The sequence below is a fragment of the Brevibacterium antiquum genome (assembly GCF_016107655.1).
Lineage (GTDB): Bacteria > Actinomycetota > Actinomycetes > Actinomycetales > Brevibacteriaceae > Brevibacterium > Brevibacterium antiquum.
The window spans coordinates 43226-56470 of the sequence record NZ_JABASX010000001.1; the positions used below are offsets into that span (position 1 = coordinate 43226).

Annotated in this window: 14 protein-coding genes; 10 read left to right on the forward strand and 4 right to left on the reverse strand. The window is 59.5% G+C overall.

The genetic code is table 11. From position 1 onward, the window contains the following. Positions 1 to 3: 3 nt before the first annotated feature. The 3 genes from JFC13_RS00210 to JFC13_RS00220 all read left to right on the forward strand — a co-directional run bounded on the left by JFC13_RS00210 (position 4) and on the right by JFC13_RS00220 (position 3697). Entirely contained in the window at positions 4 to 951 is a 948-nt protein-coding gene (locus tag JFC13_RS00210) for a Ppx/GppA phosphatase family protein (RefSeq protein ID WP_198395118.1), read from the forward strand. Next, positions 948 to 2243, forward strand: a complete 1296-nt coding sequence (locus JFC13_RS00215; protein WP_198395119.1) for a S8 family peptidase — start codon at positions 948 to 950, stop codon at positions 2241 to 2243. The genes JFC13_RS00210 and JFC13_RS00215 overlap by 4 nt, the downstream gene beginning before the upstream one ends. A gap of 80 nt (positions 2244 to 2323) precedes the next feature. Next, positions 2324 to 3697, forward strand: coding sequence for an NAD(P)/FAD-dependent oxidoreductase (locus JFC13_RS00220; RefSeq protein WP_198395120.1), 1374 nt, complete (start codon positions 2324 to 2326; stop codon positions 3695 to 3697). Between the two features lie 172 nt (positions 3698 to 3869). Here the strand turns inward: JFC13_RS00220 and JFC13_RS00225 are convergent, their stop codons facing one another. Then, positions 3870 to 4475: an NAD(P)-dependent oxidoreductase gene (locus JFC13_RS00225; protein ID WP_198395121.1), complete on the reverse strand. Its 606-nt coding sequence runs from the start codon at positions 4473 to 4475 to the stop codon at positions 3870 to 3872. 79 nt (positions 4476 to 4554) lie between these two features. Here JFC13_RS00225 and JFC13_RS00230 point away from each other — a divergent pair, with 79 nt between their 5' ends. After that, positions 4555 to 4956, forward strand: coding sequence for a winged helix-turn-helix transcriptional regulator (locus tag JFC13_RS00230; protein ID WP_198395122.1), 402 nt, complete (start codon positions 4555 to 4557; stop codon positions 4954 to 4956). A 131-nt stretch (positions 4957 to 5087) separates the two neighbouring features. Here the strand turns inward: JFC13_RS00230 and JFC13_RS00235 are convergent, their stop codons facing one another. Further along, positions 5088 to 5549 (reverse strand): hypothetical protein, encoded by a 462-nt coding sequence (locus JFC13_RS00235; RefSeq protein ID WP_198395123.1) that lies wholly within the window; start codon positions 5547 to 5549, stop codon positions 5088 to 5090. A gap of 58 nt (positions 5550 to 5607) precedes the next feature. Then, positions 5608 to 6177, reverse strand: a complete 570-nt coding sequence (locus JFC13_RS00240; RefSeq protein ID WP_198395124.1) for a dienelactone hydrolase family protein — start codon at positions 6175 to 6177, stop codon at positions 5608 to 5610. 463 nt (positions 6178 to 6640) lie between these two features. Here JFC13_RS00240 and JFC13_RS00245 point away from each other — a divergent pair, with 463 nt between their 5' ends. The 6 genes from JFC13_RS00245 to JFC13_RS00270 all read left to right on the forward strand — a co-directional run bounded on the left by JFC13_RS00245 (position 6641) and on the right by JFC13_RS00270 (position 12172). Then, positions 6641 to 6991: a hypothetical protein gene (locus JFC13_RS00245; RefSeq protein ID WP_198395125.1), complete on the forward strand. Its 351-nt coding sequence runs from the start codon at positions 6641 to 6643 to the stop codon at positions 6989 to 6991. Between the two features lie 171 nt (positions 6992 to 7162). After that, entirely contained in the window at positions 7163 to 8491 is a 1329-nt protein-coding gene (locus tag JFC13_RS00250) for an MFS transporter (protein ID WP_198395126.1), read from the forward strand. Positions 8492 to 8506: 15 nt separating this feature from the next. After that, entirely contained in the window at positions 8507 to 9184 is a 678-nt protein-coding gene (locus tag JFC13_RS00255; protein ID WP_232488009.1) for a GntR family transcriptional regulator, read from the forward strand. Further along, positions 9181 to 9951, forward strand: a complete 771-nt coding sequence (locus JFC13_RS00260) for an aspartate/glutamate racemase family protein (RefSeq protein ID WP_198395127.1) — start codon at positions 9181 to 9183, stop codon at positions 9949 to 9951. Before JFC13_RS00255 ends, JFC13_RS00260 begins: the two co-directional genes overlap by 4 nt. Further along, a complete protein-coding gene (locus tag JFC13_RS00265) occupies positions 9948 to 11369 on the forward strand; it encodes an amidohydrolase family protein (RefSeq protein ID WP_198395128.1) in 1422 nt (473 codons plus the stop codon). Before JFC13_RS00260 ends, JFC13_RS00265 begins: the two co-directional genes overlap by 4 nt. 29 nt (positions 11370 to 11398) lie before the next feature. Next, positions 11399 to 12172, forward strand: a complete 774-nt coding sequence (locus JFC13_RS00270; RefSeq protein WP_232488010.1) for a maleate cis-trans isomerase family protein — start codon at positions 11399 to 11401, stop codon at positions 12170 to 12172. Between the two features lie 110 nt (positions 12173 to 12282). Here JFC13_RS00270 and JFC13_RS00275 read toward each other — a convergent pair whose 3' ends face one another. Then, positions 12283 to 13197 carry a LysR family transcriptional regulator gene (locus JFC13_RS00275; RefSeq protein ID WP_198395129.1) on the reverse strand — a complete coding sequence of 305 codons (915 nt, stop codon included), beginning with the start codon at positions 13195 to 13197 and terminating at the stop codon, positions 12283 to 12285. Positions 13198 to 13245: the final 48 nt, after the last annotated feature.

The following is a 13245-nucleotide window of genomic DNA, read 5'->3' on the forward strand; positions in this document are numbered from 1 at the left end:
CTCATGCGAGTTGCCGCCTTCGACTGTGGGACCAATTCCCTGCGTCTGCTCATCGCCGACGTCGACGAGCACGGACAGATGACCGAGCTTCGTCGTGAGACCCGGATCGTGCGCCTCGGCCAGGGAGTGGACGCGACCGGTGAGTTCGCCCCCGAAGCCTTGGAGCGCACGTTCGCCGCAGCCCGGGAATTCGCCGAGGTGGCTGCCGAGTACTCACCGGAGAAGCTGAGATTCGTCGCCACCTCCGCCAGCCGTGACGTGAAGAACCGAGACGATTTCTTTGCAGGCATCTTCGGCATCCTGGGCGTCGTGCCCGACGTCATCACCGGTGACGAAGAGGCTCATCTGTCATTCCTCGGCGCCACCGTCGGACTCGGTGCCGACAGCGGACCGTTCCTCGTCATGGATCTCGGCGGGGGCTCCACCGAGCTGGTCCTCGGCACGGAAAGCGTCACCTCGGCGGTCAGCATGGATATCGGATCCGTGCGTCTGACCGAACGCCACATGTCTGTCGACGTTCCCGACCAGGCACAGATCCAGGCGGCCATCGACGACATCGATGCCAACCTCGACAAGGCCGCAGAGATCGTCGATCTCACCGCCCCGCGGACGATGATCGGAGTCGCGGGCACTGTCACGACACTGGCCGCTGGAATCCTCGACCTCGACAGTTACCAGCGCGAACGCATCCACGGCACCCATCTGCGCGTGGCCGATATCGACGGCGAAGCCAACGAACTGCTGCGGATGGGGCGTGAGGCTCGTGCGGCACTCCCGTACATGCACCCCGGACGCGTCGACGTCATCGCGGCGGGAGGACTGCTGTTCGCCCGAATCGCGGCCCGCATCGACTCCGCTGTCAGGAGCGCGGGAGCCGAACTTGACATCATGGTCTCGGAGACGGACATCCTCGACGGCACCGCGCTCGACCTGGCGCGACCGCAGTCGTGAGGCTCGGCGCACCGCGGACACCGACAGCTTCCCAGCGCCCACGCGCTGGAAGGCGCACCGCAAAACTCGCCATCGTCGGTTCTCTGGTTCTGGGTCTGGTCATGGGCACGACTCAGCCGGCACTCGCTGCGCCCGAGCCGGGACCTGGACAGTGGTACATCAAGAAGTACGGCATCGATGACATGTGGAAGAAGTCCACGGGCAAAGGCGTGAAGGTCGCCGTCATCGATTCCGGCGTCAACGCCAAACATGAGGACCTCAAGGGTGTGGTCAGCAAGTCAAAGGACTTCAGCGGGCTCGACAAGGACGGCAAGACCCCGATCGGCGGCAAGACGACGATCCACCACGGCACCGCCGTCTCTGGAGTCATCGCCGGCCAGGGACAGGGCGCCGGACCGACCGGTGTCGCACCCGACGTCGACATCCTGTCTGCCTCGATGTGGTTGGGCCCCGACCGCCCGAAGGAATCAGGCTCCACTCGTGAGCAGGCCGACAAAGCCATCCGCTGGGCCGTCGACTCCGGAGCCAAGGTCATCAACATGTCGCTGGGCTGGGACGATCCTGCCTGGCCCTCCAGCTGGGACGAATCCTTCGCCTACGCCTACGAGAAGGATGTCGTCATCGTCGCCTGTGTCGGCAATGCCTCCCAAGGCGCGACGCAGGCGTGGTCGCCGTCGACGGTGCCCGGCGTCATCGGCGTCGGCGGACTGGGCAAGAACAACCGAGTTCTCTCCGAGTCAACTGCTCCCGGAACAGCTGTGGACCTCATGGGGCCGGCGGAAGACATTCCGATCCCGTACTACTCGGGCGGCTACGCAGAGGGACAGGGATGTTCCTTCGCCTCACCGATCGTCTCCGGAGTGGCAGCGCTGATCCGGGCCGAAGACCCAGACCTCAGTGCCGACGAGGTCACCGCCAAGCTGACCTCGACGGCCAAGCCCGTGCCCGGGCATAAGGGGCAGAGCAAAAAGGGTAAGCCGGATCCCATCGTCGGCTGGGGCCGCCTCGACCCGAAGGCCGCGATGAAGTCCGACGTCCCGAAGACAGTTCTCAGCTCAGCCGACGCACTCGCCGACTGGGTGACGATGCACCGGCGTGCGAAGTCCGACCCGGCTGAGACGGAGAATGCGGCACCGGCAGAGGACAACAACCCGAAAGCAGTCGCGCCCAAGGATGTTGTCTCATCGCAGTCGACGCCCAAGCTGGGCTTCTCGGTTCTGGGTGCCGGAGGCCTCATCGCAGTTATCCTCTTCGTGCTCTCAGCAGTGGTTTTCATCCGTCGCAGACGCTGATGGAACCCGGTGCTGAACCTCTGATCTGGAGCGTCGAGATGCAATTAGTGAAAGTTTTCACAAGGGCCTAAGATGGGAATATGGCACTCATCAGAAACTCAAAATTGCGTCCTCGAATCCTCGTCGTTGGTGGCGGCTACCTTGGTCTCGTTACCGCTCAGAATCTGTTGAAGAACCTCGGTCGTGGCGAAGCCACGGTGACCGTGGTCGATCCCAATCCCTACATGACCTACCTGCCGTTCCTCCCCGAGGTGGCAGCCGGGTCCATCGAACCACGTCACGCCGTCGTGCCGTTGCGCCGCAATCTCTCCGGTGCTGAGGTCATCACCGCGAAGGTCACCTCGATCAACCACGGCGACAAGTTCGTCACCGTTGAGCCGGAGAACGACGAAGCGTTCGAGCTCGACTACGACCACATCATCATGGCCGCCGGTTCGGTGGCGCGCGCTCTGCCGATCCCCGGCCTCAAGGAGAACGCCATTGCGCTCAAGCGCATCGAGGAAGCCGTCGCACTGCGCGATCACCTCCTCAGCCGCTTGTCCGATGCCTCGCTGATGGAAGATGATGACGAGCGTCGCAAGGCGCTGACCTTCGTCTTCGTCGGCGGCGGATTCGCCGGCATCGAACTCCTTACCGAGCTCGAAGACGTCGTCCGCTCCGCAGTGGCTCAGTACGAGACGCTGACAGAAGCCGACGTCCGCTTCGTCCTCGTCGAGGCGCTCGATCGCGTCATGCCCGAGGTCGGCGAAGCTCAGGCTCGTTGGGTTGTGGAGCACATGCGCGAACGCGGCATCGATGTGTACCTCGAGACCTTCCTTCAGGACTGCACCGACAAGCACATCAAGCTCTCCAGCGGCGAAGAGTTCGACGCCGACACCATCGTGTGGTCGGCTGGCGTCAAGGCCAACCCGATCCTCGTCGACTCGGACCTGCCTCTCGATGAGCGCGGTCGCGTGACCGTGCGCGCCGATCTGCGCGTCGAGGGCGACAACGGTGTGGTCGAAGGCGCATGGGCCGCCGGTGACAATGCTGCCGTGCCTGATCTCTCCGGTGGCGGCGTGGGCGGCTACTGCGTGCCCAACGCTCAGCATGCCGTGCGCCAGGCACCAGTGCTGGCTGCCAACGTTCTCGCCGCACTGCGCGGAGAGACCGAGTTCAAGCAGTACTTCCACAAGACGATCGGCACTGTGGCAGGTCTCGGCCTGTACAAGGGCGTTTCGCAGATGGGCGACTTCGAAGCCCGCGGCGTCCTCGCTTGGCTGATGCACCGCGCCTACCACGGCTACGCGATCCCGACAGTGGACCGCAAGGTCAAGGTCTTCGGCAACTGGATCCTCAACGCCATCGTCGGCCGCGACGCCATGCCGCTGGCCGATCTCGACGTTCCTCGTAAGAACTTTGTCGAGGCAGCCAACTCAAAGCCGGCTCCTAAGAAGGAAACCGCCAAGGCCTGATGCCTGAGTGCAGGATTCGCGTCCGGTCATCACCGCGATGTGAACCCTGATGAGGTCTGAAAAACGCCGGGAGTGCAATTGCACTCCCGGCGTTCTTGTCATTGACGGGGGCGGAATCGTAGCGCCCGAGGCCCGAATTCCGTGAGGGTCCGCCGCTAGGCTCTTGATTTCCTCAGTTCGCGACCGTGAACCGGGCGTCAACATGCTTGGGATCGACGATCTCGTCAACCATGGCCACCGCGAAGTCCTCGGCTGAGATCGAATCGCCGGCGGGCGTCTCGAGCTCGGTCTTGTAGGTTCCCGTACGTTCACCGGGGCCGATCTCAGGGGCGGGGGAGATGAGAGTCCAGGGGGAGTGGCTGCCTGCACGCATCAGCTCGAGTGCTCTCGTGCCGGTTTCGGACTCGGCCTTATAGGCCTCCGGGAAGCCTTCGGTGTCCTTGAGCAGCGTGTCGCCGACGAAGAGTGATCCGGCACCGCCGACGACGAAGACGCGCTTGTCTCCGCTTGACTGAGCCAGGGTCTCCAGAGCTTCTAACCACTCTTCGTGGGGTCCGCCGGCGCGGCTGGGGCCAGTGGTGGAGACGATGACGTCATGATCGGCGACGACCTGTCGGTCGAACTCGGCGTCTCCCATGTTGCCCTTGAGATTCGTTGCGGCTCCGGGTGCCTCGGCGCCGGATCGAGTGATGGCCGTGACCTCGAGTCCGCGCTCGGCGGCTTCCTTGGTGACGCGGGATCCGATCATTCCGGAAGCTCCGAACAGTGCGATCTTCATGGTGAGTCCTTTCGTTGAAGCGGCTGTTACGACAAAGATACCCTTTGGATATCGAGTACCTCAAAGATACTATTGGGGTATGAGTATGAGCAGTTCCTGGGAAGGCGATGCCTTCGATCCCGAATGTCCGACCAGAGTCGTCCTCGACCGCGTCGGTGACAAATGGACGGTCCTCATCATCGAGGTCCTCGATGAGGGTCCGAAGCGATTCAGCGAAGTTCGTGTGGCGATCGGTGGGATCACACCGAAGGTCCTCACATCGACCCTGCGGTCTCTGGTGGCAGATGGGCTGGTGACCAGAGAAGTCTTCGGCGAGGTTCCTCCACGAGTGGAATACGCGCTGACCGAACTGGGTCGGTCCCTTCAGGAGCCCGTCGCCGCCCTGCGCCGGTGGGCGGAGCTCAATGTGGCAGCCATTTCGGATAGCCGAGACCGACAGGCGGAGGCGGGCACGCTGCCGCGCAGAGCGGGGACGAGTTGACTGTCCTCGGTCAGTCCTTCTCCGAAGACCACTGCGGAATCGGCCTGCCCAAGGGAGACGTTGAACTCCGCAGCGCCGTCAATGATGCCGATGAGTTAGCCGTCGATCGAAACTCGTCACGCCGGCAGAAATCAGTTATCAGTGATCTCCGCGAGCACCTCGGCGAGTTCGCGAAGTTCACCCGCGACGCGGTACATGCGAGGAGAGCCGGAGTACGTCCAATTGCTCGTGATCATCGACGCGCTCGCACCGCTGGTGGTGACGGAGTACTCCTCACGGCTGAGCTGCGACGTTCGGTCGGCGATCAGCCGCTGGCGCAGCTCGGGGGAAAGGCCCTCCCAGTGGTCGGCTGCCTCGTATCCGAGCTCGTGCCAATCGACGCCGGCCTCACGGTAGGCGACCGGGCGATTCGACCCGGTGGCCAAAGTGCTCCCCGCCTGAGATGTCTCAGGTGCTGAACCTTGGCCGAGCTCACCCGAGGCAGCCGAATTCGCGAAGAGCACGGCAGGTCCCGGCGTGGCAGCGACGCTGGGATCTCCCAGATCGCCGACGGGCTGAGGGGGCCCCTGCGGGGTGAGCAGCACATTCGTCATGTCACCATCTTGCCCGGGCGAACGTCCGGATGCGAACCTCCACGCTCGCGCAGGACGTTCAGATGGTGGCGAGGAACCCATGGACCCGTTCGAGCAGCAGCTCAGTCGCGCCAGCGTCGAAGGAGCCCAAGGAGGAATCGGCGAAGAGATGCTGATCGCCAGGGTAGACGAAGAGTTCTGCCGAGGGTGTGGAGTCGGCTAGGTCGCGGGCAGCGGGCAGGTCCTCTTCGAAGAATTCATCGTCTTCCTTGCCATGGATCTGCACCGGCACACTCTCAGGCCATGCGGGCCCGAATTCGGAGACCGGCAGGCAGGCGTCGATGAGGAGCGCACCGCGGGCTTCGCCGTGGGTCTGGGCGAGCATCTGGGCGATGGTCACGCCGAAGGACAGGCCCGCGAAGACGAGCCCTGTTCCTGGCGCCGGTGTTGCAACGAGGCCGCGCTGTCGGATCGTGTCGAACCCGGCCTCGCCGGCATAGGCGAAACCCTCCTCGATGGACCCGAACGTACGGCCCTCGAACATGTCGGGCACGTGCACCGTATGTCCCGAGCCTCTCAGCTCCTCGGCGAATGCTGCGACCCCGTCGGTGAGTCCCTGTATGTGATGGTAGAGCACGATCTCGGCCATGGCGATGAATATCCTTTGACTGCCTTCGGCGAATGATCCGATTGTACGCAGGAGACAAGCGCGTGGCGGGCTGAGAATGACCGGCAGAGAACGGCGAGGCGAAAGAAGTCCCCCAGTGGGACTCGCACCCACACTTGATCGATGTGGAGTCATTGAATCCGGGAGTTTCCGTGGGGTGGCTCTTGCCTCTAGAATTCAGCGGTCTCGGCGCTTCTGAGGTTCGTGTTGCTGTCATGAGTTTCCGTGGGATTCCGTTGAAAAAGATGGGTAGACGTGGGGTGAGTTGAGTCTTTCGGCTGAAGAGACTGGCGCATCTTTGTTGAAAAAGCGACAAGTTACACAACGTTTTCGTAGCATCCTATTCCGGCAGCCGGAATGACTCTTTCTGCCAGCAAGCCATTGATGCCCTCAACGCAGGCGATTTTGGCCAATGGATGGGAGACAGAGCTTCACCGGATTGGCCATGGTCACTCCGATCCCGAAACCTGTCGGCCCGTCTCTCATCGATGAGGCGAAGACTCTCCGCACGCTTGTGAACAATGTGCGATTTCTCGTCGAGCAGGCGATCGCGAATCTCAAGACTTGGAGAGTCTCGCACATTGACTACCGGAGGCCGTTGCGAACATTCACCGAGACGATCTCAGCCGTGGTCGGCCGCTACTTCTTCACCACCTCTGAATTGGGGCCAGGAATGCCGTGTTGGTTCTTAGCCAAGTCTTCGGCCTCTTGCGTCTCCATTACTCTCGACGAGGAATGGTCGAATGAGTACATTCCTTCACTCCCACGTATCAGCCACAACGGTTTAGTGGGTTGATATTCCAGCCCAAAACAACCTTGCCGCTCTGCACAACACCCGCTTACGCTGATAAGGGATCCCAAATCGGGATCCCAAATCGGAATTTCGAACAGTGATCTGCATCAACGGAATCACCACCACATGTGCACAACTTAGCTGCCCACTCACTGATTTCAATGAGGAACTTCAATGTCGAAGAATCAGCAATCTGACAAACTTTTGCCCACTCTTCCGAAGACGGCTCCACAATCGACAATGACCAGTGTCCGCTGGAAACTTTTCATACTTCTGCTCGTATTGGTCACGGTAAATTATATTGATCGCGGCTCGATCTCCGTCGCACTGCCGATGATTCAGAAGGAGTTCGACCTTGCTCCGGAACTGGTCGGCCTGCTCCTTTCCGCATTCTTCTGGTCATACGCGGCAATGCAAGTTCCCGTCGGGTGGCTCATTGACCGTTTCGGTCCTCGCAAAATACTCACTGCCTCCTGCGTCGGTTGGGGTGCAGCAACCGCTGGCTCCGGCCTGGCAGGCGGATTCGTCTCAATGTTCATCGCTCGTCTGGGAATCGGAATCACCGAAGCAGGCGTGATGCCAGCGGGCGGCAAACTCAACGCCTTGTGGATGCCGGCAAAGGAACGCGGCCGCGGAGCGACCATCTTGGATGCTGGAGCACCACTGGGCGCAGGCATCGGTGGCATCGCAATCGCCGGACTGATCGCCGCGACAGGATCATGGCGATGGGCGTTCATCATTGCCGGTGCCGCCACCATGCTGCTCGGAGTGGCCGTCTGGTGGTATGTACGGGACAGCCCCCGCAACCACCCCGGAATGAACGCGTCCGAAGGCGACTACATCGAAGCTGAGCATCTCAAAGAAGACGAGGAAAATCCCGACAACAATGGGAAAGGCAAGCTGCGCAATTATTTGAAGTATCGCTCGTTTTGGTCGATGTGCTTCGGATGGTTCGGATTCAATGGCGTATTCTACGGCCTATTGACATGGGGGCCCCTGTATCTGTCCGAATCAAAGGGGTTCGACTTGAATACCATCGGTTGGTCCACTTTCGTCATCTTTGCAGCCGGCTTCGTCGGTGAGATTATCGGCGGACGGTTGGCCGATTCGCTACGAGCCAAAGGGATCGGAACAAACAAGGTAATGCGCTCGATGCTGGGAATCTCAGCGATCATGGTCACTCTCGGGCTGGTGGGAACGACGATCATCTTTGATCCGATCACCGCAGTGATCATGCTCTCGGTCGTTCTGTTTTTCCTTCGCTGGGTCGGCCTTTTCTGGGCCGTTCCTGCGACGCTCGGTGGTCGTGCGAACGCGGGAATCCTCGGTGGTGCAATGAATCTGTCTGGTAATGTCGCCGGGTTCCTCACCCCTATCGTCGTGGGCCTCATTGTCGGCGCGACCGGTGGCTACACATGGGCCCTTCTCTATTTTGTCGGATCTGCGGTGATCATGGGACTGGCCGTGGTCACTCTCGACTACTCCAAACGACTCGCGATTTGAAGCAAGGACGAAAGGATGACCATGTCGATAGCTGATGAAACCCCAGCGAAGGCAGCGCCTCTGCGAGAGCAAGTGCGGGACACGATCAGGAAGCGTATTTTTGATGGCTACTACGTTCCTGGGGCTCGCCTTGTCGAACGACAGCTCGCAGAAGAGTTCAAAGTTTCGCGACTTCCAGTCCGTGAGGCACTTCGGATGTTGCGCCAAGAAGGGCTGGTCGTGGAGAAGTCCACGCGAGGATCTCTCGTAGCATCGTTGACCGATAAGGATGTTCGTGACTTGTTCGATCTGCGCGAAGCTCTGGAAGTCCACGCCTGTCGTCTAGCTGCTGTGCGTGCGGGCTCGGATCAGCTCGATGCCCTGGCGGAGATGTTAGACGCAGCTGATTCATTCCTCGCCACTGGCCGACGAGATAAGGCCCAGCGCATCAACAATGAATTCCACGATCGAGTATTCGCACTGGCGGACAATGAACTCCTGCGGTCGGCCTTAGAACCTCTGCTGGGGCGGTTGCATTGGCTCTTTCGACATGCGAATGATCTGAGCGAACTCATCGAAGAACATCGTCTGCTGCTGTCCGCTATCGCAAGCGGTGACTCCGAAACAGCCGCGGCGCAGTCCGCACGCCACATTGCCAAATACCGCATGCAGTTCCCCGACTTGCACGCATCAGCATTGTCAGGAGCACGATGAAACTTCTCGTTGTCAATCCGAATATCTCCAACGATGTGACCACACTGATCGCTGCCGAGGCCGAACGCAGCAAAGCACCAGAAACCCAATTGACGATTCGCACGGCCGGGTTTGGAGTCGAGTACATTGAAACTCGATTGGAGTCACTGCTCGCGGGGACGGCGACGGCAGAAGTCATCGCCGAAAATCCTGGCTTCGACGCGGTGATGGTCGCCGCGTTCGGGGACCCAGGAATGCCGGCATTGAAAGAGCTCTGCGATGCCCCCGTCATCGGGATTACTGAGGCCGCGCTTGCAGCTGCCTCACTTTTGGGGAGCCGCATGTCCATCATCGCAATATCACCTCGGATCACCCCGTGGTATCGCGATTGCGTTGAGTCATACGGATACGCGTCCAGACTGGCGTCCATTCATTCGCTATCTGACCCGCTGAATTCTATCGGATCGGTACAGCAGGAGTTCGGCCAGAAGTTGGTTGAACTCGCGCATCTGGCAGTGGAGCGTGACGGAGCGGATGCCATCGTCTTGGCGGGTGCCCCATTGGCTGGCTTGGCCCGCCAAGTAAAGGATCAGATTCCGGTGCCCGTCGTCGACGGGATTTCGGCAGGAGTGAAATTGACTGAAGCCATCGTGGCACTGGATAGCAATCCTCATCGAGCTAGTTCTTATGGGCCCCCTCCTGTAAAGGTACGCGGAGGCCTGTCCACGGCACTTGATGAACAGATCGCACGTCGTCAGAGCACTATCTACCCGGAGGGGGAAGCATGAGCGAAACCTTAGTCATCGCACATGGACTAGTGGTTAATTCGAATGGCAGACAGCGAGCGCATGTCGTGTTGAGGGATGGAAAAATCTCCGAAGTTGTAGATGCGTCGTCACCTGTGCCAACCGCAGATCGTCTCATCGACGCCACGGGCCGCATAGTGATTCCGGGTGGTGTCGATGCGCACTGCCACATCGCTCAACAGACTGGTCCACATCTCACCACAGACAGCTATGCAATCACCACGGCAGCTGCGCTGGCTGGCGGGACCACCACTGTCATGGACTTCGGCATCCCAGCGGACTCCACACAGACCCCATTGCAGGCGGCCGAATACAAGCTCTCACTAGTACCTGAAGCACGTTGTGACGTAGCGCTTCATTCTTCAGTAATCACATGGGACGAGACTGTACCGGATCAGCTCAATGCCCTCGCTGATCGTGGCATTCGATCGGTGAAACTTTACGCCACCAATAGGGGAACAACAATGGCCGATGGTGACACCATGGTCAAAGTCCTCCGTGAAATGGCGCGAATTGACGGGCTCACTTTCGTTCATGCTGAGCACGACGAGATCATCGTGGACTGCACTGAACGGCACGCCGACATTGGCGAAGTCCACGCCAGAGATCTTCCTTTCACCCGCCCCATTTTGGCGGAGGAAGCCAGTGTGCGAGAAGTCCTTGCTATGGCTGAATATGCGGGAGCGGCAGTCTACTTTGTCCATCAGTCCTCCCCAGGTGCCGTTGACCTGGTCACTGCAGCTCAGGCACGTGGTCTGCCGATCTACTCCGAAACGTGCCCACACTACGTGGCACTCAGCGACGAGGTCTACAACGGTCCCCGGCCAGAGTTCTTCGCCTGTTGTCCGCCCATGCGCGATAAAGAAACAATGTTGGCACTGAGGGAACGTCTGACCTCCGGTGCGATCAACACAGTTGCCTCTGACCATTCCAGCTATGATCTCGCCCAGAAACGCAGTCACATTGAGGACTTGCGATTGATGCCACACGGGCTGCCCGGTGTCGAGACGAGACTGCCCGTGACCTACTCCCATATGGTCGAAGGCGATCTCAGTGGGTTGGAATCCTTTGTCGCGGCATTCGCGACTTTTCCTGCACGAATCAATGGACTCCGGGGCAAAGGCTCAATCGCGCCTGGCTTCGATGCAGATGTCGTGCTCATCGATCCGGAGGAATTCCGCGAAGTTGCTGTTGAAGATCTCCACATGGGCACGGACTTCTCGCCCTTCGAAAGGATGAATCTTCGCGGTTGGCCACATGTTGTCATCAGTGGTGGCACAGTCGTATTTCAAGAGGGGCAGTTCATCGACCCTGGGCCCGTCGGCCGTTTCCTCAAACAGCATCCATTTTCCGAGGCAACGGCATGGCCTGAACTCGGTCTCCCCGGACAGCCCGAGTAAGACGAATGACACCGACAGGAGTAGAACTGATGTCACAGAACGTCGAATCGCTATCACCCCATTTGAACCACCCATCGGTCAAAGGCACTCGTCAGACTCGGATCGGCATGATCGTTCCTTCGTCAAACACGTGTTTGGAACCACAGACCTACAGGATTTTGGGACCTCGGGAGGATGTCACCGTGCACAGTACTCGAATTTCTGTGACGAGGATTGCTCTCGACAAACAGTCCGATCACCAGTTCGATGTCGGTTCGATGCAATCAGCAGCAGAACTGCTCAAAACGGCAGACGTGGATGTCATCGCGTGGAATGGTACCAGCGGCTCTTGGTTGGGTGCAGCACACGACCGGGAGATCACAGACTGCATTTCGGACGCCACGGGAGTTCCAGCCACCACTAGTACTCTGGCTTACCTCGAGATCTTCAATCGTTTCCACATCAGCAAAATCGCACTGCTCACGCCTTACACCACTGACGTCAACGAGCAGGTGGCCGAATCATATGGTCATGAAGGACTCGAAGTAGTCGAATCCCGCTGTTTGGGACTATCCGACAATGAGTCTTTCGCCAATGCGAGTCTGCAGGAGCTGTTGCCAAAGTCGCGCGAGCTTCTGTCCAATACTCCAGATTGCATGGTCTACTTATGCACCAACATGTACGGTGCGCCCTTGGTGGAACAGCTGGAAACGGAATTTGATGTCCCTGTACTCGATTCGGTCGCGGTCACGTTGTGGCATGCCCTGGATCTTGCGGGAGCAGATGCTTTGGATGCTCGGTGGGGGCGGTTACTCTCCAACTGATGACTTGGATTGCCCAGGATCGGAGGGTCGACAGATCAACGCAAGGACACAACTTGGCCAAGAAATGTTGACGTTCATTCATCCGCCATTGCTTAGTGAGGTCTGAGCCCTCAACCGGTGAATTCGCCATAGTCCGAGAAGAGCCTCCTTAGTAACCCCACAGCTTCGTCCATGCGTCGAGAAGGTCGGATTCCTCCGGGTATGACCGCACTGATGGCATTCCTTGGAATGCTGTCCGCGACAGGGATTTCGACGACTCCCGGTGCCAGTGTGTTGATCTCGTGAGGGAGGGAATAGCGGAGAGAGTATCCGAGGCCACTCGCGACCAGGGCGGTCACGGTCGCGAGGTTCGCACTTGTCCATTTGATCCGAGGCTCAACACCGGCCGCGCGCATGAACTCTATCGAGCGATCGCGGCTGGGTGGAATGTCGATCAAGATTGCAGACTCATGGGCGACTTCGGTGAAGGAGATCTCTGTCCTGTCGCCGAGGGGATGCGAGGACGGGAGCATGATTTTCAGAACGACTTCGGCGAGCTCTTGGGACTCGACAGCGTCGATGGTCTGCCGCGAGAAGACGACGGCTACGTCCAGCACTCCATCGATGAGTGCCGCCTGCAAATCACCAGCAGAACCCTCCTGATAGTTGAACGCCACCTGTGGGTGTTCTCGTTCGAAGTGTGCAGCTAATGGCGGTACGACGTGCGGCGATAGTGATGAGACACAGCCGATCTCGAGGGGCCCTGACATCTCGGAGCCACCATCGGTTGCCGAATGCTCGAGGTCGGTAGTCATCGCGATAATTTGTCGCGCACGTGCGGAGAACTCTCGCCCCACTCGCGTTGGTACGACTCCTTTGGCTCGGTTTCGAATGAGCAGATCCGTGCCCAGTTGTCTTTCCAGCTGTCCAATAGCCATTGACACTGTTGCCTGAGTGACATTGACCTGCCTCGAGGCTGCCGTCACCGATCCGGTATCGATGATGGCGACGAAGTATTCGAGCTGACGCAGCGTAATGTCACTCATCAATAATTCCTATGTGCTTGTTCATAACTATTGATTCTACAAAATCAG

Excerpts from the sequence above, each read along its gene's own strand:
- JFC13_RS00210 (WP_198395118.1), top strand. The coding sequence starts at position 4 with ATGCGAGTTGCCGCCTTCGACTGTGGGACCAATTCCCTGCGTCTGCTC.
- JFC13_RS00220 (WP_198395120.1), top strand. The coding sequence starts at position 2,324 with ATGGCACTCATCAGAAACTCAAAATTGCGTCCTCGAATCCTCGTCGTT.
- JFC13_RS00225 (WP_198395121.1), bottom strand. The coding sequence starts at position 4,475 with ATGAAGATCGCACTGTTCGGAGCTTCCGGAATGATCGGATCCCGCGTC.
- JFC13_RS00230 (WP_198395122.1), top strand. The coding sequence starts at position 4,555 with ATGAGTATGAGCAGTTCCTGGGAAGGCGATGCCTTCGATCCCGAATGT.
- JFC13_RS00235 (WP_198395123.1), bottom strand. The coding sequence starts at position 5,549 with ATGACGAATGTGCTGCTCACCCCGCAGGGGCCCCCTCAGCCCGTCGGC.
- JFC13_RS00240 (WP_198395124.1), bottom strand. The coding sequence starts at position 6,177 with ATGGCCGAGATCGTGCTCTACCATCACATACAGGGACTCACCGACGGG.
- JFC13_RS00245 (WP_198395125.1), top strand. The coding sequence starts at position 6,641 with ATGGTCACTCCGATCCCGAAACCTGTCGGCCCGTCTCTCATCGATGAG.
- JFC13_RS00250 (WP_198395126.1), top strand. The coding sequence starts at position 7,163 with ATGTCGAAGAATCAGCAATCTGACAAACTTTTGCCCACTCTTCCGAAG.
- JFC13_RS00255 (WP_232488009.1), top strand. The coding sequence starts at position 8,507 with ATGACCATGTCGATAGCTGATGAAACCCCAGCGAAGGCAGCGCCTCTG.
- JFC13_RS00260 (WP_198395127.1), top strand. The coding sequence starts at position 9,181 with ATGAAACTTCTCGTTGTCAATCCGAATATCTCCAACGATGTGACCACA.
- JFC13_RS00265 (WP_198395128.1), top strand. The coding sequence starts at position 9,948 with ATGAGCGAAACCTTAGTCATCGCACATGGACTAGTGGTTAATTCGAAT.
- JFC13_RS00270 (WP_232488010.1), top strand. The coding sequence starts at position 11,399 with ATGTCACAGAACGTCGAATCGCTATCACCCCATTTGAACCACCCATCG.
- JFC13_RS00275 (WP_198395129.1), bottom strand. The coding sequence starts at position 13,197 with ATGAGTGACATTACGCTGCGTCAGCTCGAATACTTCGTCGCCATCATC.